At 65.4% G+C, this 20,416-nt stretch carries 15 protein-coding genes; 10 read left to right on the top strand and 5 right to left on the bottom strand.

Going from position 1 to position 20,416, the window contains the following annotated elements; genetic code table 11:
• The first annotated feature begins 72 nt into the window (after positions 1-72).
• The 9 genes from VWN43_RS02985 to VWN43_RS02945 all read left to right on the top strand — a co-directional run bounded on the left by VWN43_RS02985 (position 73) and on the right by VWN43_RS02945 (position 9,262).
• Positions 73-420: a hypothetical protein gene (locus tag VWN43_RS02985; protein ID WP_320180722.1), complete on the top strand. Its 348-nt coding sequence runs from the start codon at positions 73-75 to the stop codon at positions 418-420.
• Positions 417-1,355 carry an N-acetyl-gamma-glutamyl-phosphate reductase gene (gene argC / locus VWN43_RS02980; protein ID WP_320180723.1) on the top strand — a complete coding sequence of 313 codons (939 nt, stop codon included), beginning with the start codon at positions 417-419 and terminating at the stop codon, positions 1,353-1,355. Before VWN43_RS02985 ends, argC begins: the two co-directional genes overlap by 4 nt.
• A gap of 170 nt (positions 1,356-1,525) precedes the next feature.
• A complete protein-coding gene (locus tag VWN43_RS02975) occupies positions 1,526-1,864 on the top strand; it encodes a P-II family nitrogen regulator (protein WP_067462894.1) in 339 nt (112 codons plus the stop codon).
• A gap of 54 nt (positions 1,865-1,918) precedes the next feature.
• Positions 1,919-3,328 carry a type I glutamate--ammonia ligase gene (glnA, locus tag VWN43_RS02970; RefSeq protein ID WP_253518226.1) on the top strand — a complete coding sequence of 470 codons (1,410 nt, stop codon included), beginning with the start codon at positions 1,919-1,921 and terminating at the stop codon, positions 3,326-3,328.
• A 231-nt stretch (positions 3,329-3,559) separates the two neighbouring features.
• On the top strand, positions 3,560-7,012 hold the full coding sequence (locus VWN43_RS02965) for an autotransporter domain-containing protein (RefSeq protein WP_320180724.1): 3,453 nt from the start codon (positions 3,560-3,562) through the stop codon (positions 7,010-7,012).
• A gap of 135 nt (positions 7,013-7,147) precedes the next feature.
• On the top strand, positions 7,148-7,732 hold the full coding sequence (locus VWN43_RS02960; RefSeq protein ID WP_320180725.1) for a lysozyme: 585 nt from the start codon (positions 7,148-7,150) through the stop codon (positions 7,730-7,732).
• Between the two features lie 88 nt (positions 7,733-7,820).
• A complete protein-coding gene (locus tag VWN43_RS02955) occupies positions 7,821-8,684 on the top strand; it encodes a hypothetical protein (RefSeq protein WP_320180726.1) in 864 nt (287 codons plus the stop codon).
• Between the two features lie 22 nt (positions 8,685-8,706).
• Positions 8,707-9,024, top strand: coding sequence for a hypothetical protein (locus VWN43_RS02950; protein ID WP_330768103.1), 318 nt, complete (start codon positions 8,707-8,709; stop codon positions 9,022-9,024).
• Positions 8,927-9,262 carry a fasciclin domain-containing protein gene (locus VWN43_RS02945; RefSeq protein ID WP_330768102.1) on the top strand — a complete coding sequence of 112 codons (336 nt, stop codon included), beginning with the start codon at positions 8,927-8,929 and terminating at the stop codon, positions 9,260-9,262. Before VWN43_RS02950 ends, VWN43_RS02945 begins: the two co-directional genes overlap by 98 nt.
• Before the next feature lie 7 nt (positions 9,263-9,269).
• Here VWN43_RS02945 and VWN43_RS02940 read toward each other — a convergent pair whose 3' ends face one another.
• The 4 genes from VWN43_RS02940 to VWN43_RS02925 all read right to left on the bottom strand — a co-directional run bounded on the left by VWN43_RS02940 (position 9,270) and on the right by VWN43_RS02925 (position 17,877).
• Positions 9,270-13,466 carry a translocation/assembly module TamB domain-containing protein gene (locus tag VWN43_RS02940; RefSeq protein WP_320180728.1) on the bottom strand — a complete coding sequence of 1,399 codons (4,197 nt, stop codon included), beginning with the start codon at positions 13,464-13,466 and terminating at the stop codon, positions 9,270-9,272.
• The gene (locus VWN43_RS02935) at positions 13,466-15,619 is read right to left on the bottom strand and encodes an autotransporter assembly complex protein TamA (RefSeq protein ID WP_320180729.1); all 2,154 of its coding nucleotides are present in this window, start codon (positions 15,617-15,619) and stop codon (positions 13,466-13,468) included. Before VWN43_RS02935 ends, VWN43_RS02940 begins: the two co-directional genes overlap by 1 nt.
• The gene (locus VWN43_RS02930; protein WP_253518262.1) at positions 15,609-16,451 is read right to left on the bottom strand and encodes an arginyltransferase; all 843 of its coding nucleotides are present in this window, start codon (positions 16,449-16,451) and stop codon (positions 15,609-15,611) included. The genes VWN43_RS02935 and VWN43_RS02930 overlap by 11 nt, the downstream gene beginning before the upstream one ends.
• Before the next feature lie 172 nt (positions 16,452-16,623).
• Positions 16,624-17,877, bottom strand: coding sequence for a threonine ammonia-lyase (locus VWN43_RS02925; RefSeq protein WP_320180730.1), 1,254 nt, complete (start codon positions 17,875-17,877; stop codon positions 16,624-16,626).
• Between the two features lie 109 nt (positions 17,878-17,986).
• On the opposite strand from VWN43_RS02925, the gene VWN43_RS02920 reads away from it, so the two are divergent.
• Positions 17,987-19,636, top strand: coding sequence for an amidohydrolase (locus VWN43_RS02920; protein ID WP_320180731.1), 1,650 nt, complete (start codon positions 17,987-17,989; stop codon positions 19,634-19,636).
• Here VWN43_RS02920 and tatC read toward each other — a convergent pair.
• Positions 19,621-20,415: a twin-arginine translocase subunit TatC gene (gene tatC / locus VWN43_RS02915; protein WP_320180732.1), complete on the bottom strand. Its 795-nt coding sequence runs from the start codon at positions 20,413-20,415 to the stop codon at positions 19,621-19,623. The two genes, VWN43_RS02920 and tatC, sit on opposite strands and share 16 nt — an antisense overlap.
• Position 20,416 lies beyond the last annotated feature (1 nt).

The following is a 20,416-nucleotide window of genomic DNA, read 5'->3' as shown; positions in this document are numbered from 1 at the left end:
CCCGCCGTCTTGCGGGAAAGCGCGCGCGGGGTTAAGCGCCCGCAACGTTCACAACCGGATTTTGCACACAGCGTGACTGCCCCTGCCCGTTACTCCCTCCCCGAAGGTATCGTCGGACTGAAGGGCCCGGTCGACAAGCCCGCCCCCGGAACGCTGCCGCTGCGCGGCGATCTGGCGCATGTCGCATTGGCGGATCGGTATCTCGCCGCGCACTATGTGATCCCGCATGTGCGGACCATCGGCAGCGCGCCCGCGACGCTCAAGCTGACCATGCGCGACGATGCCGACGAGGGCGCGACACTCGCTGCGGGTCAGGAGATCGAGCTGCTCGACTGCGCGGGCGATTGGGCATGGATCACCTGCGGTCCCGAGGGGCCGAGCGGCTATGTCCGGCTTGGCATGCTCGCGCCCGGCCAGTGACGCACACGGTCTTCATCGACGGTGCCGCGGGCACCACCGGCCTCGAAATCGCCGAGCGGCTCGAAGGACGCAGCGAGTTCACCCTCATCCGGCTCGACGATGCGCAGCGCAAGAATGCCGAAGCGCGGCGGGAAGCGCTGAACGAAGCCGATATCGCCATCCTCTGCCTGCCCGACGATGCCGCCCGCGAAGCGGTGGAACTGATCGATCCCGCCACTGGCACGCGCGTCATCGATGCTTCCAGCGCGCATCGCACCACCGAGGGCTGGTGCTATGGCTTTCCCGAACTGGTCGGCAGCGAACGGGTCGCCGATGCGCGGCGGGTAAGCAATCCGGGGTGCTATCCCACCGGTTTTCTCGCGCTGGTCGCGCCGCTGGTACGCGCAGGTCTCCTCCCCGCGGACTGGCCCTATACCGTCAATGCGGTCAGCGGGTATTCGGGTGGCGGCAAGGCACTGATCGAACGGTTCGAAGCCGAAGGCGCACCGGCGTTCCGCGCCTATGGCTATGATCTTGCCCATAAACACCTCCCCGAGATGAAGGCGCACGCCGGACTAGAGCATCCGGTGCTGTTCGCGCCCTCGGTTGCCGCGGCCTATCGCGGGATGATCGTGGAGGTCCCGCTGCATCTCGGTGCGATGGACAACGATCCGCATGCCGATAGCCTGCGGGATGCGCTCGCCAGCTTCTACGAAACTTCGGCAGTGGTGACGGTGCACGGCACCGCTCCGGTCGGGGAACTCCTGCTCGACAGGGATGCCGCACCGTCGGACGATATGGAACTGTTCGTGTTCGGCAATGACGGCGGATGGAACGCGCGCCTCGTCGCGCGGCTCGACAATCTTGGCAAGGGAGCCAGCGGGGCGGCGGTGCAGAACCTCAATCTGATGTGCGGCCTGCCCGAAACCGCCGGCCTGCGCTTGCCCGTTGCCTAAAAAACAGGCATCGCCTGTCTGCGCTTCGGGCACGATTGCCCGGGCGCGATGCTCGAACCTGCGCACTTACGCCCTGCCGCCCAATTGGCACGGTTCTTGGAACACGGGCGAGCGCGACGCGTAAATTACGTGCATTACGGCTAGCAGAACTCTCGGGGGGACACCGCCAGGTGAAAAAGATCGAAGCGATCATCAAGCCATTCAAGCTCGACGAAGTGAAGGAAGCCCTGCACGAAATCGGCGTGTCGGGGATCACTGTTACCGAAGCCAAAGGCTTCGGGCGGCAGAAAGGCCATACCGAGCTTTATCGCGGCGCCGAATATGTCGTCGATTTCCTGCCCAAGGTGAAACTCGAGGTGGTCGTGCCCGAAGGCATTGCCGACCGCACCGTCGAAGCCATCGCCGCTGCCGCCCAGACCGGGCGCATCGGCGACGGCAAGATTTTCATTTCGTCGATCGAAGGCGCGCTGCGGATCCGCACGGGCGAGCGAGACGACGACGCCATCTAATAATCGCGGGATCAACCCGCTCCAGCAGTTCCAGTTCAAACGGAGGCAATACCAATGGCAAGTGCAAGCGACGTCCTGAAACAGATCAAGGACGAAGGCATCGAGTGGGTCGACCTGCGGTTCACCGACCCCAAGGGCAAGTGGCAGCACCTGACCATGGTCGCGGGCGTGCTCGGCGAAGACGAACTGGAAGACGGGCTGATGTTCGACGGTTCGTCGATCGCCGGCTGGAAGGTCATCAATGAAAGCGACATGATCCTCAAGCCCGACCTCGAGCGGGTCTATGTCGATCCCTTCAGCGCCGAACCGATGCTGATCGTCTTCTGCGATATCGTCGAGCCGTCGACCGGCGAATGGTATGCGCGCGACCCGCGCTCCACCGCCAAGCGCGCCGAAGCCTATCTCAAATCGACCGGCGTCGGCGACACGATCTATGTCGGCCCCGAAGCCGAATTCTTCATGTTCGACGATGTCCGTTTCGAAGACGGCTATGCCGGATCGGGCTTTACTCTCGACGATGTCGAGCTGCCGACCAACAGCGGCCGCGAATATGAAAGCGGCAACCTCGCCCACCGGCCGCGCGCCAAGGGTGGTTATTTCCCCGTCGCCCCGGTCGACAGCGCGGTCGACATTCGCGGCGAAATGGTCTCGACCATGATCGAAATGGGCCTGCCCTGCGATAAGCACCACCACGAAGTGGCCGCCGCGCAGCACGAGCTCGGCCTGACCTTCGGCACGCTGGTCGAAACCGCCGACAACATGCAGATCTACAAATATGTCGTGCACCAGGTCGCGCATATCTACGGCAAGACCGCGACCTTCATGCCCAAGCCGATCAAGGACGACAATGGCTCGGGCATGCACACGCATATGTCGATCTGGGAAGAAGGCAAGCCGACCTTCGCCGGCAACCAGTATGGCGGGCTGAGCGAGAACTGCCTCTATTACATCGGCGGCGTCATCAAGCACGCCAAGGCACTCAACGCCTTCACCAACCCGACCACCAACAGCTACAAGCGTCTCGTACCGGGCTTCGAGGCGCCCGTGCTGCTCGCCTATTCGGCGCGTAACCGCTCGGCCTCGTGCCGCATCCCCTATGGTGCGGGCGACAAGGCCAAGCGCGTCGAGTTCCGCTTCCCCGATGCGATGGCCAATCCCTATCTCGCCTATGCCGCGCTGCTGATGGCCGGGCTCGACGGGATCACCAACAAGATCCATCCGGGCGAAGCGATGGACAAGAACCTCTACGATCTGCCGCCCGCCGAACTGGCCGACGTGCCGACCGTCTGCGGCAGCCTGCGCGAAGCGCTCGAGGCGTTGATGGCCGACCACGAGTTCCTGCTCAAGGGCGACGTCTTCACCAAGGACCAGATCGAAGCCTATTGCGAGTTGAAATGGGAAGAAGTCCTGCGTGTCGAAACCACGCCCTGCGCGGCCGAATTCGACATGTACTATAGCTCGTGATCCGATTCCGCCGGTAACGGCAGAATGATTTTGACTGGGCGGCCGGAGCGATCCGGCCGCCCTTGTCTTTGAACTAAATCAAAAAGTGCGTCCCTTAAGCAACAATAAACCATAAAACATGACGGGAGGGGAGCGCAAAGCCCTTCCCTTTTCGTCCCCCCCGGTTCTAGAACATTCGCATTGCGCGGCTTGGGCGCGCCTTAACGAATATTTCCTGGAGGGACACTCGGAATGAAATCCACGTTCAATCGCACCGGAAGCCGCCTTTTGGCTGGCGCCGCAACCATCGCCTTGTCGACAGTCGCGTTGAGCACGCCGGCTCACGCCATCGTCCCCAATGACAATTATACGCCCGACGACATCGTCGATAAGGACGAAGACTTCAGCGGCGTCGGCATGTTCTTCCGCAACGACGGCTTCGTCTGCTCGGGTACGCTGATCAATCCGCGGACGGTGCTGTTCGCCGCGCACTGCGTTAACGATGTGGCCGAAACCGATTTTCGCGACGATGCGCTCCGTGCGGCGTGGTCGTTCAACGTCAATGCGCTGCCGGGCTTCCAGAACTGGATCGGCAACGCCTTCACGAGCAATCCCGACCTCGCGGTCTTCGACGTCAACCGCATCTATTACGATCCGCGGTCGGTCGCGCGTCCCGACGGCCAAGGCTTCCTAGAAGGTGATATCGCCCTCGCCAGCCTCGACACGCCAGCAGCCGACCTGCCGACCTGGTCGCTGCTGTTCTCGCCCTTGCCGACGCCCGAGGAAATCGACGACACCGATGGCACTGGCTATCACGTCAACATCACCGGCTACGGCCGCACCGGCTCGGGAACCGCGGGCGACAATCTCGGCATCGACTGGCGCCGCAAATCGGCCGAAAACATGCTCGGCTCGCTGACTTCGTTCGACGACCGCAACACATTCCTGTTCGGCGCGGCCTTCGGCGATCTGCCGCAGGTCCTCTACCGGCTCGACTTCGACGATCCCAACAAGACCAACCCGTTCGACTTCAACCTCTACAAGGACGAGCCGCGCGAACGCGAAGGCACGACCGCAGGCGGCGACTCGGGTGGTCCGCTGGTCCTCGATGCCGCGAACAACACGCTGAGCGACGAAGACCTCGTCATCGCGGTGCTGTCGGGTGGTTCGCGCTTCTTCGGCCCGCAGGTCTTCTCGAGCTACGGCACCGAAAGCTTCTACCAGCCGCTCTACCTGTTCTGGGATTATATCGTCGCCACCAACCCCTATCGTTATGTCTCGGCGGTTGAAGGTGACGGCAATTGGGAAAATGCCGATCACTGGGTCACCACCCTCGATCCCGTCTACCGTATTATCGACGAGAACGGCGATGTGGTGAACGGCCTGCCGACCACGCCGGGCAACGGCGTCATCGGCGATGCGCCGCAATTCGGCGAAGTCTGCTTCGATCCCGAAGGCGACAACCCGGGCGATGGCTGCGAAGACCTGTCCACCGGCGATCCCACCCCGCCGGCACGCACGGCCGACGGTACGGTCAATTCGGGGATCGGTGAAGCCGATGGCGACATGCTGGATGCGCTGGGCGGCGGGGAAACCCAGGCCTCGCCCGAAGCTGCGGGCGGCCGCGGCGCGCTGGCGCGCAACGGGCTGATCAATGCCAATGAAGCACAGAACGGCGCTCCCGAATTCGCCGAGGAAAACCCGCATGCCAGCGATGGCGGCAGCCCAGAATTCTCGGACGATCCGCTGCCCGATCCCACGCTCGACAACGGCCTGCCCGGGGCGACCGATTTCGTCCCCGACAACATCGATCCGGTCGTAAGCGCGGATGCTGCGGTCAATGTCGACCCGCGCTATTTCGATGTGACGCTGGCCAACGCGGGCACCACCACGCTGAGCAGCGACGTCACCATCGACCGGCTCACCGTACGGAGCACTGCAGGGCTCAACATTACCGCAGACGCCAGCCTGACCTCGCTGATCGACGTCACCCAGTTCGGCGGCACGATCACCGTCGACGGCGGCCTTACGTCGGTTGGCGACTACACCCTCTTCGGCGGCGCGCTGCAGGGCGGCGGGACGATTACCGCGCCCTTCGTGACGGCATTCATGGGCGCAATCTCTCCTGGGAGGATTGGGACCATCGATACGCTGACTATCGATGGATCGCTGATCATGACGACGGCGTCGACGCTGATGATCGACATCGGACCGAATGGCACTTCCGACCTCGTCGCAGTCACAGGAGAGGCGGCGTTTGGCGCCCCGGCTGACCCTGACGCGGAGGAAGACGAAGAACCGACCGGTCCCATCGTGGCTGTAGGTGCAGGGATACTCGGCCAAGTTAACGGTCTTGGCCAAGTCTATACGATCGTAACTGCTGAAGGGGGCGTGAGCGGGGAATTCGTACCCGACGATATTTCGCCGATCCTTCGCCAGTCGTTCACCTACACCGACAACGCCGTGCTGATGGAAATCCTCGCGGCCAGCTATCGTACGGCGGTCACAGCGAATCCGGTGCAGCGCAGCTATGCCCGGCTGTTCGACCAGAACCGTGGCAACGCCGCGCTGGCCGAGCTTTACCAGCTCGATTTCGCAGATGCGGCGACGATCCAGTCGACCTTCGACGGGCTGGCTCCAGTAGCGGAAACCGCGGTCCAGCAATTGGCGACGCAGTCCTTCCACAACCTCCAGTCGTTCAACGCTTCGCGCCTGCGCGAATCGGATCTCGCCAGTTCGGGCGGGACGATCGCCACGCTCGGCAGTCCGATCCAGACCGCCCAGATGTCGGTCTCGCGCGGAAGCCAGCCGATCACGGCGGGTGCGCTCGGGCTCGACCAGAGTGACGAGCCGACGCGGGTACAGGAAGGCGCCATCCGCGAGGATATGGCGATCTACATCGCCGGCGGCCTGCTCCGGGGCAGCGGGGCATCGATGCCCGGCTACACCCAGAGCGATACCGACGTCGATGGCTACTTCTTCGGCGGCGGGATCGAGTACTTCCCGAGCGAACGGTCGATGATCGGCCTGTCGGGCTTCTACTCGGACCTCGAGGCGGATGTGGCGCTCAACCAGCAGGCCGATGCGAAAGCGCTGGCGGTGTCGCTCTATGGCAGCGCCAAGACCGTCGACGGCTTCGTCGTCGATGGCCAGGTCAGCCTGATCGATCTCGATATCGATACTGAGCGGACCGTGTCGTTCCTCGGTGGTTCGCAGACGCTGACCAGCGAAAGCAGCAACCGCGGCTTTGCCGCCGCGCTGGGCCTGGCCTACGATTTCGAAGGCCCGCTGGGCACGATCTCGCCGGGTATCGAACTTCGCTACGTCGACCATTCCTTCGATCCGGTGAGCGAAACGGGTGGTTCGCTGGCCCTGACGATCGACCGCGAGGACGTGGAAAGCCTGCAGGGCCGTATCGGGCTCGATTACCAGAGCGCGGGTGGCCCGATCCAGATCGATGCCAATATCGACTTCGTGCATGAGTATGAGGACGGACCCTCGGTCTTTACGGCGCAGTTCGCCAGCGGGACCGGACCGGCCGTTCCATTCCTTCTGGCCGACCAGGCCAAGGACTGGGGCGAAGCAGGCTTCTCGCTGCAATATGTCAGCGGGGGCGCACAGTTCGGCGTCGGCTTTGACACCACGATCGGACGCGACAATGCCGATGCGCAAACCTACCGCGCGATGGCGAGCTTCAAGTTCTAAGCCAAGCCGGACTTTCAGTTCCGACAAGATGGGCCGTCCGGGAAACCGGGCGGCCCTTCTTGTTGGGCGAAAGCATTTTCCTACTCCCTCCGCTTGTGCCTACTCGGTCGGCCTCATTCATCATGGAGGCCGTAGATGAACCGCAAACCGCTATTCGATGCCATCCGCAAGCTCTTGGGGCGCGGGTTCCGGCAAGCCGAGGTCGAGGCGCTGGACAAGGCGATCGATACCGTCGCCGGACGCGCGCCAAACGGAGGGGCACACAGCATCGGCGCTCAGGGGCTCGCGCTTATCCGGCAATTCGAAGGCTGCGCGCGCCTGCGCCCCGACGGAATGGTCGAAGCCTATCCCGATCCGGGCACTGGCGGCGAACCATGGACCATCGGCTGGGGCGCCACCGGGCCCGGCATCGGTCCGGGCAGCGTATGGACACAGCAGCAATGCGATGCACGGCTCGAGAGCGACGTCGCACGGCATGCACGGGATGTCGCAATTGCGCTGGGCGATGCACCGACCACGCAGGCCCAATTCGATGCCCTGGTCAGCTTCCATTACAACACCGGCGCGATTGCGCGGTCGACGCTGCTGCGCCGCCATTTGGCGGGCGATTACGGGGCGGCGGCGGGGGAATTTGCGCGGTGGAACCGGGCCGGCGGACGGGTGCTCAAGGGCCTCGTCCGTCGCCGTGCAGCCGAAGCGCGCCTCTATCGCTCACGCTGAAAGCCGCGGAATTCTGCCATCCACGCCGAACGATTAGCCGGAACCCGAATGCTCCCGCCGCCGTTAGGCCAGCAAAGGAGTATCCCAAATGCGTATCTTGGTCGCAGGAGCGGCCGCCATCGCACTCGCGGCGGGCGGCGCTTACGCCGCGCCCGGCAAGGGGCAGGGAAACGACAAGCGGAATAACGACCGCGGGGCCGCCCAGTTGGAGCGCGGTAAGCCAGACAACGGGCGAGCGAACAGCGTCCGCCAGCGCGCAAAGCCCAACACCGAGCGACGCGATAACCGCATACCCGACGTGCCCACCGCACGCGATCGCAGCGATGGCGCGCGCGCCTTCCTCGATCGCGACCGCAACCGCACACTGATCGCCGGATGCCCACCGGGGCTTACGCGCAGGAACAGCGATTGCGTCGCACCGGATCAGGCCGGCACCTCCCCGGTCCGCAACCGGCGGTGGAACGGCTACGCCTACGATCCGGGCCTGTTCGGGCTGAGCCACTACGATGCGGGTCGCTATCACTACGAAAGCGGTTATCTGCTGCGCCGCACGAGCGAAGGCCGGGTGACCGGCTATCTCCCGGTGCTTGGCGGGGCGCTGGCGATCGGCAATGTCTGGCCAGCGAGTTACGAGAGTTATGCGGTCCCCGACTATTTCGTCGACTATTACGACCTCGGCCCGATGTCGTCCTATCGCTATGCCGAGAACGTCCTCTACCGGGTCGATCCGGAGGATTCCGCGATCACCTCGGTGGCGGGGTTGCTGACCGGCGACACATTCACCGTCGGGCAGCCGCTACCGGCAGGCTACGATGTCTACAACGTGCCCTATTCCTACCGCGCGCGTTACGCCGATACGGCCGATGCCTGGTACCGCTATTCGGACGGGCATGTGTACCGGATCGATCCTGAAACACAGCTGGTCGCGGCTGTGATCGACCTGCTGGTCTGAAAGTGCACCCATGACACCCTTGGTGAGAACAGGTTTCGCAGCGCTGGCGCTGGCGGCGTTGCCGCTCTTGGGCGGTTGCGGCGAGGCCGAGGACAAGCAGTCCGCGCCGGTCACGCAGGATGACGCAACGCTGACGCTGGCCGCGGCACTGGGCGCGAACAAGGCGCTCGGCATCTTGCAGAGCGCGATCGAGCAATCGGAGCTTTCGGGCGTCCTCGACGGACGGGCGAGCTACACGGTGCTTGCCCCCCAAGGATCGGGCGTTCGCCGCGCTGGGCGAGGACGGCGCAGCGTTGCTGGAGGACGAGCAGCGCCCGGTACTGATTGCGATATTGCGTGACCACATGCTGCCCGGTCACCTGACACCCGAAGCGATCGGCGCAGCGATCGACCGGCGCGGCGGCCCGGTCACCATGACCACGCTCGGCCAGACCGAGGTCCAGTTCGCCAGATCGGGCGAAACGCTGACGGTTACCATGGATGGAGGCGCCAGCGCGCATGTGTCCGGCACCGCCATTGCCGCCAATAACGGGGTACTGATCCCGATCGACACCGTGCTGCTCCCGCCCCGCGGCTGAGCGGCGCCTAATAGTCGCGACTGATTTCCGCGACCACGCTTTCCCGGCCCACCGTCGAAACCGCCGCCAGCAGCGATAGCCAGCTGGTCACTCGGAACTCCAGCTCGGTCGCGCTATATCCGCGTCCGTCGGTGATGATCTCCGCATAGAAACGCCGGCCGAAGTTCTTGCCCAGCGCCACGCCGGTGCCGCGGCCCAGCGCCGGGTCGGCGCTGACGATCCGCAGGCGATCGAGGCCGATGGCGCTGCGCAGCTGGTTGATCGGATCGAGCCCGCCGCCGCCGCGCAGGCTGGCAACCGCCGCCCCCAATTGCAGTGCATCGGTGGCCGACAGGCTGGTGACCGATCCGCCGAACAGTAGCCGCGCCAGCAATTCCTCTTCGGGCAAGGAGGGGTTCGAGCTGAAGGCGATTTCGGGCTGGGTCGCGCTGCCCTGCACCGTGGCTTCGACGGTCAATCCGTCGCGTTCGGTCTCCGCCACGATATCGAGCCGCGGATCGACCGGCACATTGGCATCGAATTCGATCTCGCCGCGGGTCAGCTCGAATTGCGTTCCGGCAAAGGTGTAGTCGCCACGCACCACTTCGGCGCTGCCGCCAATGCGGGGGTCGTCGGTGGTCCCGCGCAGGATCACATCGGCCGACCATTCGCTGTCGAGACCCATGCCATCGACATTGATCCGGCTCGCCGCCGTGGCATCGATCAGATAGCGCCACGGCCGAGACGGGGCGACCTGCGGGGCGCGGTTGGCGGGCGCGTTGATCTCGCGCGTGGCAATCTGCGGCAGGCGCAGATCGTCCGATGCAGTACCCAGCCGCCAGCTTGCCTCATTGACGCGTACGCGGCCCGCAATCGTCCCGCCGAGCCCGTTGGAAACAATCCGCAGCGGTCCGGTGATGGTGGCGCTGACCCCGCCGGTATCGAGCAGGCGGGCATTGCGCGCCGAGGCACGCAGATCGATGATCGGCCCGCGGATTTCGAGCACCCGGCCTTCCACCGCTTCGCCCAGCGTGCGCAGATCGACGATCCCGCTGCCGCTCACGCTGCCGCCGTTCACCGCAGTGCCGGCAAAGCGCGCGATCTGCAGGCGCGATCCGCGGAACCGCCCGCGCAGCGTGATGTCGCGAATGTCGGTGCCCGACAGCGAGCTGCGCAATTGCAGCGTGTCGCCCGAGATCGAGCCGCGCACGGTGGGGTCCTGCAAGGTCCCGCTGGCATCGGCAGCGATCGCGATCGGGCCGGTGATGTCGAAGGTGTCGAGCGCCGCCAGCCGCCACAGGCTTTCTGCCGCGCCGCGATAGCGCAATTGGGCCAGCAGGCTACCGGCACGCAGCCGGTCGATCAGCATCCCCTGCGCAGGCAATCCAGTGATCTGCGCCTGTACGCGGCCGCGCTGGATATCCTCATTCTGCAGCAGTGCGCGGGCCTCGAGCTCGCTTTCGGTCAACCGCGCAACCAGCGCCACATTGACCGGACGCGAAGTCAGCACGAGTCCCGAACGGGTCAGCCCGTCGATCTTCACCTTGGCATCGCTCACGGGGAGCCGATTGGCACCGACGCGATACTCCACCGTACCCGAGATTATCCCGCCCAGCCCGGTATCGGGCCGCACGATATCGATCAGCGACAGCGGCATGCGTGCAAGCTTGAAGTCGAAATCGAGATCGCCGCCGCCAAAGCTGCCCGAAGCAATCATCCCGCCATCGCCATAGGACAATTGCGTCAGCGCAAGACGCCACCCGCCATTGTCGAGGCTGGTGAGCACCGCGCGGCGCGGCATGGAAATGCGGTGTCCGGCAAACTCGCCCTGTGCGGCCAGCGCGATCTGGTCGGGGCGGATGCCCGCGTTCACATCGAGCACGAACCGGCCGCTGCGCCGCCCCGAAAGCGATGCATCGACGCTGCCTACGCCGTTCTCGATCTCGCCCTGCGCCGCCAGCCGTCCGATGAACAGCGTGCCATAGGAGAGCCCGACCGCAGTGCCTGTGCCGGAAAAGCTCGTATGGCCTTTACGGATCAGCCCCGAGGCGTCGATATCCGCGCGTGCGATCCGCAGCGGCGTCTCACCGCCAAAGCGCGCATTGCGGGCCTTGAGAGCGATATCCAGCCCCTGTCCGCCGCCACGCGGTGCCAGCGCGACAGTGCCGTCGAGCCCGCCCCCGGCGAAGGCGAGCGTTCCGTCGGCGCCGCCATCGACCAGCGTCAGCCCGCCGGTGACATTCGTTTCGGATACGCGCATGCTTTCGATCGCGATCCGGGTCGGTCCGCCCTCGGGCGCCAGCAGCGCCAGCTGTCCGGCGAAGGGCCCGAGGAGCGACTCGCCCTCGGTATCGATCGCAAAGCCTTCCTCGCTTGGCGCGATTGTCAGGCGAACATTCTCGAGCCCGGTCGCGGGGCTGGCGAAGACCAGCGCGGCGCTGGGCCCGGCTTCGGTCACGCTGGCTTCGACGGTGAAGGGGCCGTAATCGACATGCGTGCCGCTGCCTGCCACCTGGGTGGTGCCATCGCGGACGCTGCCGTCGAGCGCGAGGCTCAGCTTGCTGGCATCGACGCGCAAACGGTTGAAATCGAGCGGCGCATTGCCGCCGACCGCGACACCGCCGCGCACGCGGATCGGTGTCCCGGCGAGATTGGCCAGCGTAGCATTGGTTACCGGCGCGATCCGCGCGTCGAGATCGGCTGCCAGCCGCCACGGCGCCCCCGAAGCCAGCACGAAGTCGATCACGGCGGTTCCGCCCAGCGTACCGACATTGTCGAGCGCAAGCCGCTCCGCGCGGACCGGACCGCGCAGCTCGTAACGACCGCTCGCCAGATCGCCGCGCAGCGCAAGGTTGGCCGAAGTGCCGGGAAAGGCCACGCTCAGATCGTCGGACAGCAGCGTCGAACCGCTGAGCACCAGAGTGCCGCGGCCCACGCCGTCGACCAGTCGCGGATCGACCCAGGCATTGCCGCTGGTGACCTTTGCGACCGCGACATCGAGCGGCAGCGTCCAGCGCGTCCCGTCATACCGCGCAGTGCCCTGTTGCCGAAGCCCTGCCAGCACGGTGCCTTCGAGGTCGAGTTCGCCGATGCGCAAATCGTGGACCACCGCCAGATCGCTGAATGCGCCGTCGAGCGTGGCCGAAAGGCGCGTGTCGCGGAGCGCCATGCCCTCGCCCAGCACATTCGGATCGCGCACGCGGACGACGAGTTCCAGGTCCTCGGCGCGGTTGGCTGCGAGGTCGACAAGTCCATCTGCATCGAGGCTCAGCCCGCGCCCGATCAGGGTCGTCCGGCCATCGAAAGCGCGGTCGTCGATCGCCAGATCGGCTTTCAGCGCGACATCATCGCCCAGCGCTCGCGCGGGGATACCGGAGAGGAAATCGGACGGATCGAACTTGCCCAGCAGGCCGAAGCGGCCCGCCTGGTTGGTAACGCGCATGGCCGCCACACGCTCGTTCTCGCTGCGCACCAGCAGCCCGCCGGTCCACTGCGACCAGGTTCCATCCCCGCGCAGCCGCGCGGTATAGGCGCGGTCGAGGCCTGCCAATGCTGCCAGCGGGCCATCTTCGGCCGCGGCAAGATCGAAGGAGAGATCGAAATCGTCGCCATCGGGTTCGGCGTCGAGCAGTAGCGCCAACCGATCACGCTCGCCCAGCGCGCCGTCCACGTCGAGCAGCAGGCGCCTGTCGCTGACCGTCGCGTTCCCGCTCAGATCGACCCGCTGCGCCTGATCCCCGGCAATGCCGGGTGCGAGCGTAAGCCGGTCGATCGTGAAGTCTTCCACCGCGATGTCGAAACCGGGCAGGATCGGCCCTTCTTCCTCGCTGGGCAGAAATTCGGGGATCCGCGCCAGCGTCGCGCGGCGCGCGGCGAAGGTGTCGATCTCCAGCCGGTTCGAAAGCCATGCGCCGGGGTTCCAGTCGACCTCCGCGCGCGGGATCGTCAGGAATACGCCCCGCGGGTCGGACAGCCGCACATCGTGCAGCACCGCCGCGCCGTAGAGATTGCCCTCGATCCGCCCGATCTGGACGTTCAGTCCATTGGGGAAGGTCCGCTCGGCGATCCGGTTGGCAAGGAAACGTTCGCCCAGCGGGGTGTTGAGCACAGCCAGCGCGCCGGCAATCAGCAGCACCAGCGCGCCGATAATGCCCAGCAGCCACTTGCCACCACGCGGCCGGCGGCGGGCGGCGGGCTCGGTTTCGCGCAACGCGTCCTCGCTCATCAGAAGGCCTGTCCGAGCGAGATATAGACCCCGACCGCGGAGTCTTCGGGTTCGGGATTGAGCGGTATACCCACGTCGAACCGGATCGGGCCGAAGCCGGTCGCATACCGCAAGCCTATGCCCGCGCCCATCTTGATCTCGGCGAAATCGGGCGTGGTCGAGGTCGACACGCTGCCCAGATCGAAGAACGGCACGACCGAAACCGCGCCATCGAAGAAGCCGGTCCCGATCCGCGCCTCGAGCGAGGCTTCGACCAGGCTGCGCCCGCCGGTCGGCTCCATGAATTCGTTCTTGGGTCCGATCGCCTGATAGCCATAGCCGCGCACCGAGCCCCCGCCGCCCGCATAGAGCCGCCGCGAGGGCGCGATGCCGACGAGGTCGGCGCCCTGGATGCTGGCGAAGGCGCCGCGCGCCGCGATCACCGTGCGCGCGCCGACCGACTGGTAGAACGCGCCGTCAACGCGGTTACGCAGGTAATAATACTGCTCGCCCTCGGTGCGCGAGGTTTCCGGGGCGAGGAACCCGGTCACCCGGAACCCGCGCGTCGGGTCGAGCAGCGAGTCGCTGGTATCGATCGTCGCTCGGCCGAACAGCGAGGCGACGAAATAGGTCTGGCGGGGCCGCGCCACGCCATCGACGATGCGGTTACGTTCGTCGGTCGCAAGCACTTCGGCGCCGATGCCCCAGGCGAGCGGTTTCTGGAACAATAGCGTCGAGGTGCGTTCATAGGTCCCGGTCAGCGCCACCGTGCGCGCATCATAGGCGGTGGTATCGATGCTGGAGGCATAGGCATCGACGGTGAGCACCTTGTCGCGGCCGCCGAAATTGTTCTTGCGGAAGGTCACCCCGGCCAGCTGTTCGCGCGTGCCGAGGATGCCGCGCAGCCGCAGCGCGCCTTCGGGCGGGAAGAAATTGCGATGCTCCCAGCTTGCCTGGATACGCACGCCCTCTTCGGAGCCATAGCCGATCGCGCCCGCGATCGTCCGCAGCTTGGCGCGTTCGAGCGTCACGTCCATCGCCACCACGCCGGGTTCGTCACCCTGCGGCGGCGACACTTCGCGCGCTTCGACGCCGACGGTCGATACCAGCCCCGTGGCGGTCACCGCGCGGCGCAGGTCGAAGGCGAGGCTGCGCTGATAGACATCGCCCGCATCGAACCGCGCGATGCTCGCGAGATGGCGGCTGGAGAGAAACGCCTCGTCGCTGCTGACCACTTCGCCGAAGACGTATTTGCCGTTCGGGCGGACCGGCATCGTCAGGTCACCCTCGACCCGCTCGTGATCAATCAGCAATTCGGGATTGTCGATCTCGGCAAAGGCGTAACCGGTCTCGCCCAGAGCGCGGTCGAGATCGAACCGTTCGGCGAGGATATCGTCGGACTGGAGATAATCGCCCGGGCGGATTTCGAAGGCGTCGCGCAGATCGCCGGCATCGGGCGCGGCGGCCAGATCGCCCAGCGCAATCGCGCCATAGGTGTAGCGGGGGCCCGGGATGACATCGAAGCGTACGCGCGGGCGCTGGTCGGCCGCCTCCTCGCCCGCATCGCGCGTGGCGATGGTGCGGACGATCTCGCCATCGTAATAGCCATAGACGCGCAGCAGCGTGCGCAGCAGTTCCTCGTCCTTGCGCGCGCGTGCGGCAAGCTGGGCGACATTCTCGTCGCCATCGTCGAGCTCCTCGATCGTCGAAAGCGCCTCGAACCGGTCGATGAAATCCCCGCGCTCGCTGAACGGCGGTTCCTTCTGCGGGAAGCCCAGCACCAGCGTATCGGACAGTTCTTCCAGATCCGCTTCGTCGAAAGCGATCTGCGGCACATCGGCCAGCAGGTCGGCAAAGACGATATCGGTTTCGGGTTCGAGCGGCTCGAGCGGTTCGAAGACGACATCTTCGGGCCATGCCACCGACATGCCCGGAATTTCGGAGACCGCGGTCTCTGCCCGGAGGTCGCTCGCGGTGTCTTCCACGGCAATCTCGGTAGGCGCGTCAGTGCCCTGCTGCGCCCAGGCCTCGGGATCGCTAACCGCGCTGTCGGGGATTAGGTCTTCGAGCGAAGGCGGAGCATCGGCATCCTGCGCCGCGAGCGGCTGGACGCCCGCGATTGCAATCGCGGCAAGACAGCTAGCCAGCGCGTGACGCGCCAGGTCAGTCGGCAATCCGGTACTCGGCCGCGAGCCCGTCCTTGGCCGGCAGCGCTTCGTCGCGGCGGCTGGTGCGCGGGGCGGTAGCAGCGGCGATGAGGCGCTTCTGCTCGTCATCGGACATGCGCTCCCATCCGCCACGGGTAAGCCGTTCGAGCGGGCGATAGCGGACTTTGTATTGCATCCGCTCAGCCCCATCGACCCAATAGCCGAGATAGACGTAGGGCAGGCCGCTGGCGGCCGCACGGCGAATGTGGTCGAGGATAATGTAGTTCCCAAGCCCGGCGCGATCCCCATGCTCAGAGTTGTAGAAGCTGTAGATCATCGACAGCCCGTCACCCTGATAATCTGTTAGGCACGCCCCCACGAGGCGGCCCGGTTCGGTGCCGATGCCCGGCTCCCGATATTCAATGACATAGCTGGTGACACTGGTGTGTTCCACCATGTCGGCAAAGTCACTTTCCTCCATCTGCGTCATCCCGCCACCGGGGTGGCGGGCTGCAAGGTAACTCTGCAACAGCTCGAATTGTTCCGCAGTTGCCCATGGACGGCATTCAGTGGCGATCAGATCGTCATTGGCCTTGAGCGTGCGCTTCTGTGACGAGGACGGCTTGAACTCGTCTGCTACCACCCGCACCGAGACGCAGGCCTGGCAATCGAGGCAGGATGGGCGGTAGGCGACGGTCTGGCTGCGACGGAAGCCGATCCGTCCGAGCGCTTCGTTCAGCTCATCGGCATTGTCGCCGCGCAATTCGGTAAAGACCTTACGCTCGCTCTTGCCCGGCAGATACGGACACGGCGCAGGGCTGGTCACGAAGAAGCGGGGGAAGCGAATCGGTGCGGTCACTTTGGGTTGCATCCTCTCAGAGGTTAACAATTCCTTACCTGTCGCAGACATTAATGACAGAGCGGGTCTCTGGTTAAAACCCTCTTAACCATGAAAAGCGCAAACCGCCCGTCGAACGGTCCCTTGGAGACTGGGAAATCGGGCCGTGCCCAGCGCTGACCCGCGACCTAGATCAGGCCAGTTCGGCCAGTTCTACGGTGTAGCCTTTGTCGCGCAGGTTGCGCACCAGCCGGTCGATCTGCTCGCCATCGCGCGCTTCGCATTCGATCTCGGCGGTCAGCCCCTTGGCCGGCAGCGTGGTGAAGATGCGCTGGTGATAGATCTCGATGATATTGACGTTATGCGCGTTGAATTCGCGCATCACCTTGAACAGCGCGCCGGGGCGATCCTGCAAGACGACCTGCAACCGCGCCAGGCGGCCCGACCGCGCGAGATCGCGCAGCAGCACATTGGCCAGCAGGCGGGTGTCGATATTGCCGCCGCACAGCACCAGGCCGATGGTCTTGCCGGCGAATTTCTCCGGGTTGGACAGGACCGCGGCCAGCCCTGCCGCGCCCGCCCCTTCGACCACCGTCTTCTCGATCTGCAGCAGCAGCGACACCGAATGTTCGAGCGTGGATTCCTTGACCAGCAGAACCTCGTCGACCAGCTCGGCAATGATCTGGCGGGTGAATGCACCCGGCGCCTTGACCGCGATCCCTTCGGCCAGCGTATCGCCCCCGCAGGGGCGATCATCACCGGTGACGGCGGAATACATCGAGGGGTAAAGCTCCGCCTGCACCCCGACCATTTCGATCGCGGGCTTGAGCGCCTTGGCCACCGTTGCCATCCCGCTCATCAGCCCGCCGCCGCCGATCGGCACGACGAGGCAATCGAAATCGTCCTTTTCGGCCAGCATTTCGAGCGCCACCGTGCCCTGCCCCGCAGCGACCAGCGGATCGTCGAAGGGGTGGACGAAGGTAAGACCGCGTTCCTGCTCCAGTTCGAGCGCATGGGCATAGGCCTCGTCGAAGGTTTCGCCGAACAGGACAACATCACCGCCAACGCTCTGCGTCTGCATCACTTTCACGCTGGGCGTGGTTTCGGGCATCACGATGGTCACCGGCACGCCCAGACGGCGGCCATGATAGCTCAGCCCCTGCGAGTGATTGCCCGCCGAGGCGGCGATGACGCCGCGTGCGCGCTGCTCCTCGTCGAGATGCAGTAGCGCATTGAGCGCGCCGCGTTCCTTATAGGCCGCGGTGAACTGGTGGTTCTCGAACTTGAGCCAGATGTCGGCCCCGGTAATTTCCGACAAGGTCTGCGAGCGCAGCATCGGCGTGCGGACCACCGCGCCTTCGATCCGCGCCGCAGCAGCGCGGACATCGTCGAGGGTGAGGAGGTCGGTGGCCTTGGTTGCGGCCCGCACGGGAGATGCCTTTGTCATCCTTCGCCCCTACGGCGCGCGGCCACAGGGCGCAATCGCCGAAAGGGTTTGCCTCAACCAAGCTTTGCCTTATCGCGAACCATCGAATTCGAGACGGGACCGCAGTGAAATGACACGCAAATTCCTCGCCGCCATGATCGCCCTGACGCTCGCCGCACCGGCGCAGGCCGATGTGCTGATCGACAATGTCGAAGGCCTGACCATCGGTGAAGACGGCACGATCCAGCGCTTCACCGCACTGGTCATCGACGACGACGGCAAGGTCGCGCAGATCCTTTCCGCCAAGGACAAGAAGCCACAGACCGATTACCGCGAAGACGGCGAAGGCGCGGTGATGATCCCGGGGCTGGTCGATGCGCATGCCCATGTCATGGGGATCGGGATCGGCGCGCTGACGCTCGACCTGTCGGACACCACTTCGCTCGAAGAGGCGCTCGACAAGATCCGCCGGTTCGCCGCCGAAAACGAGGCCCGGCCGTGGATTCTCGGGCGCGGCTGGAATCAGGAGAAATGGGGCCTTGGCCGGTTCCCGACCGCCGCCGAACTCGACCGCGCGGTATCCGACCGTCCGGTCTATCTCCAGCGGGTCGACGGCCATGCCGGTTGGGCCAACAGCCTCGCAATGCAGGCAGCAGGCATCGACGCGAACACCAAGAGCCCGGCGGGCGGGCGGGTCGAACGGATCCCCGGTTCGCAAGCCCCCGCGGGCGTATTCGTCGATGCCGCCGAAGCGCTGATGATGCGCGCGATCCCCGCACCGCGCCCCAACGAGCGCGATCTCGCCTTTGCCGAGGCGCAGAAGGTGCTGCACAGTTTCGGGATCACCGCCGTGGCCGACATGGGCACATCGATCGAGGACTGGCAGGCGTTCCGCCGCGCAGGGGACACGGGCGCGCTGACGCTGCGCATCATGGCCTATGCTGCGGGTCCGGACCAGATGGAGCTGATCGCGGGCGCACGTCCTTCGCCGTGGCTCTATGACGACAAGCTGCGGCTGAACGGGGTCAAGATCTACCTCGATGGCGCATTGGGCAGCCGCGGGGCGTGGCTCAAGCGGCCCTATGCCGACGACCCGGGCAATACCGGCCTGCCGCTGACCGGCCCGGCCAAGCTGCGCAACATCCTCGTGCGCGCCGCACAGGGCAATTTCCAGCCCGCGATCCATGCGATCGGCACTGCCGCCAATGAAGACGCGCTCAACGCGATTGCCGAGCTGGCCGAAAGCTTCCCCGGCGATCGCCGCTGGCGGATCGAGCATGCGCAGATCGTCGATCCGGTCGACCTGCCCAAATTCGGGCAGCACGGCATCATCGCCTCGATGCAGCCGGTCCACCAGACCAGCGACCGCGTGATGGCCGAAGCCCGGCTGGGCGCCGATCGCCTCGACGGCGCCTATGCCTGGAACACCATCCTCGGGCTTGGCGGCAGGCTGGCCTTCGGCTCGGACGCCCCGGTGGAATCGCCCGATCCCTTCGCCGGTCTGGCCGCCGCGGTGACGCGGATGGATGCCGCTGGCGAGCCTTTCGGCGGCTGGCGCGCGCAGGACCGGGTCAATCGCGAACAGGCGCTGGCCGGTTTCACCAGCGAAGCGGCCTATGCCGGTTTCGCGGAAGGCCGCTTCGGCCGGCTACTGCCCGGCGAACGCGCCGATTTCGTACTGATCGACCGCGACCCGATGCTCGCCTCACCCGGCGAATTGCGCGCCACCAAGGTGCTCGAGACCTGGGTCGGCGGGCGTAAGGTTTACGACGCCGACTGAGTTTCCTCGGCCTGCTCGTCTTCCGCCTTGCGGCGCTTTTCGGTCAGCCGCATCAGCAGCAGCGAGCCTTCGAACAGCAGCAGCAGCGGGACGGCCAGCAGCAGCTGCGATCCCGGGTCGGGCGGCGTGATGATCGCTGCCACGGCAACGATCAGCACGATCACATAGCGCCGCGCGGATACCAGTTGCGCGCGCGTGACGATGCCCGCGCGGTGCAGCAGCAACAACAGAACGGGCAGCAGGAAGCTCATCCCGAAAGCGAGGATGAACTGCATCACCAGCCCGAGATATTCGTTCGCGGTCGGCAGCGCCTGGATCTCGAGCCCGCCGGCCGTCCCCTCGAAGCCGAGGAACCATTCGAAAGCGGTCGGCATGACGACGTAATAGGCCAGCGAGGCGCCCAACAGGAACAGCACCGGCGTGGCCAGCAGGAAGGGCAGGAAGGCCTTCTTTTCCTTCGCATAAAGCCCCGGCGCGACGAACGCCCACAGCTGGTTGGCGATGACCGGGAAGCTCAGGCAGAAGCCGGCAAACAGCGCGACCTTCAGTTCGACGAAGAACACTTCGTAGAGCTTGGTGAAGATCAGCTGCCCCTCGCCTGCGGGAAAGGCGTTCTTGAGCGGCTGGATCAGGAAGCCGAGGATCGGATCGGCGAAATAGAGGCACCCGCCAAAGGCCAGCGCCAGCGCCAGCACGCAGCGGACCAGCCGCGCGCGCAGTTCGATCAGATGATCGAGCAGCGGGGCCTGGCTCTCGTCGATATCCTTGATCACCGCCATC

This window comes from Qipengyuania sp. HL-TH1 (genome assembly GCF_036365825.1).
GTDB lineage: Bacteria > Pseudomonadota > Alphaproteobacteria > Sphingomonadales > Sphingomonadaceae > Qipengyuania > Qipengyuania profunda.
The sequence above is the reverse complement of the archived record's forward strand: the minus strand, read 5'-3'. Positions and strand labels throughout refer to the sequence as shown.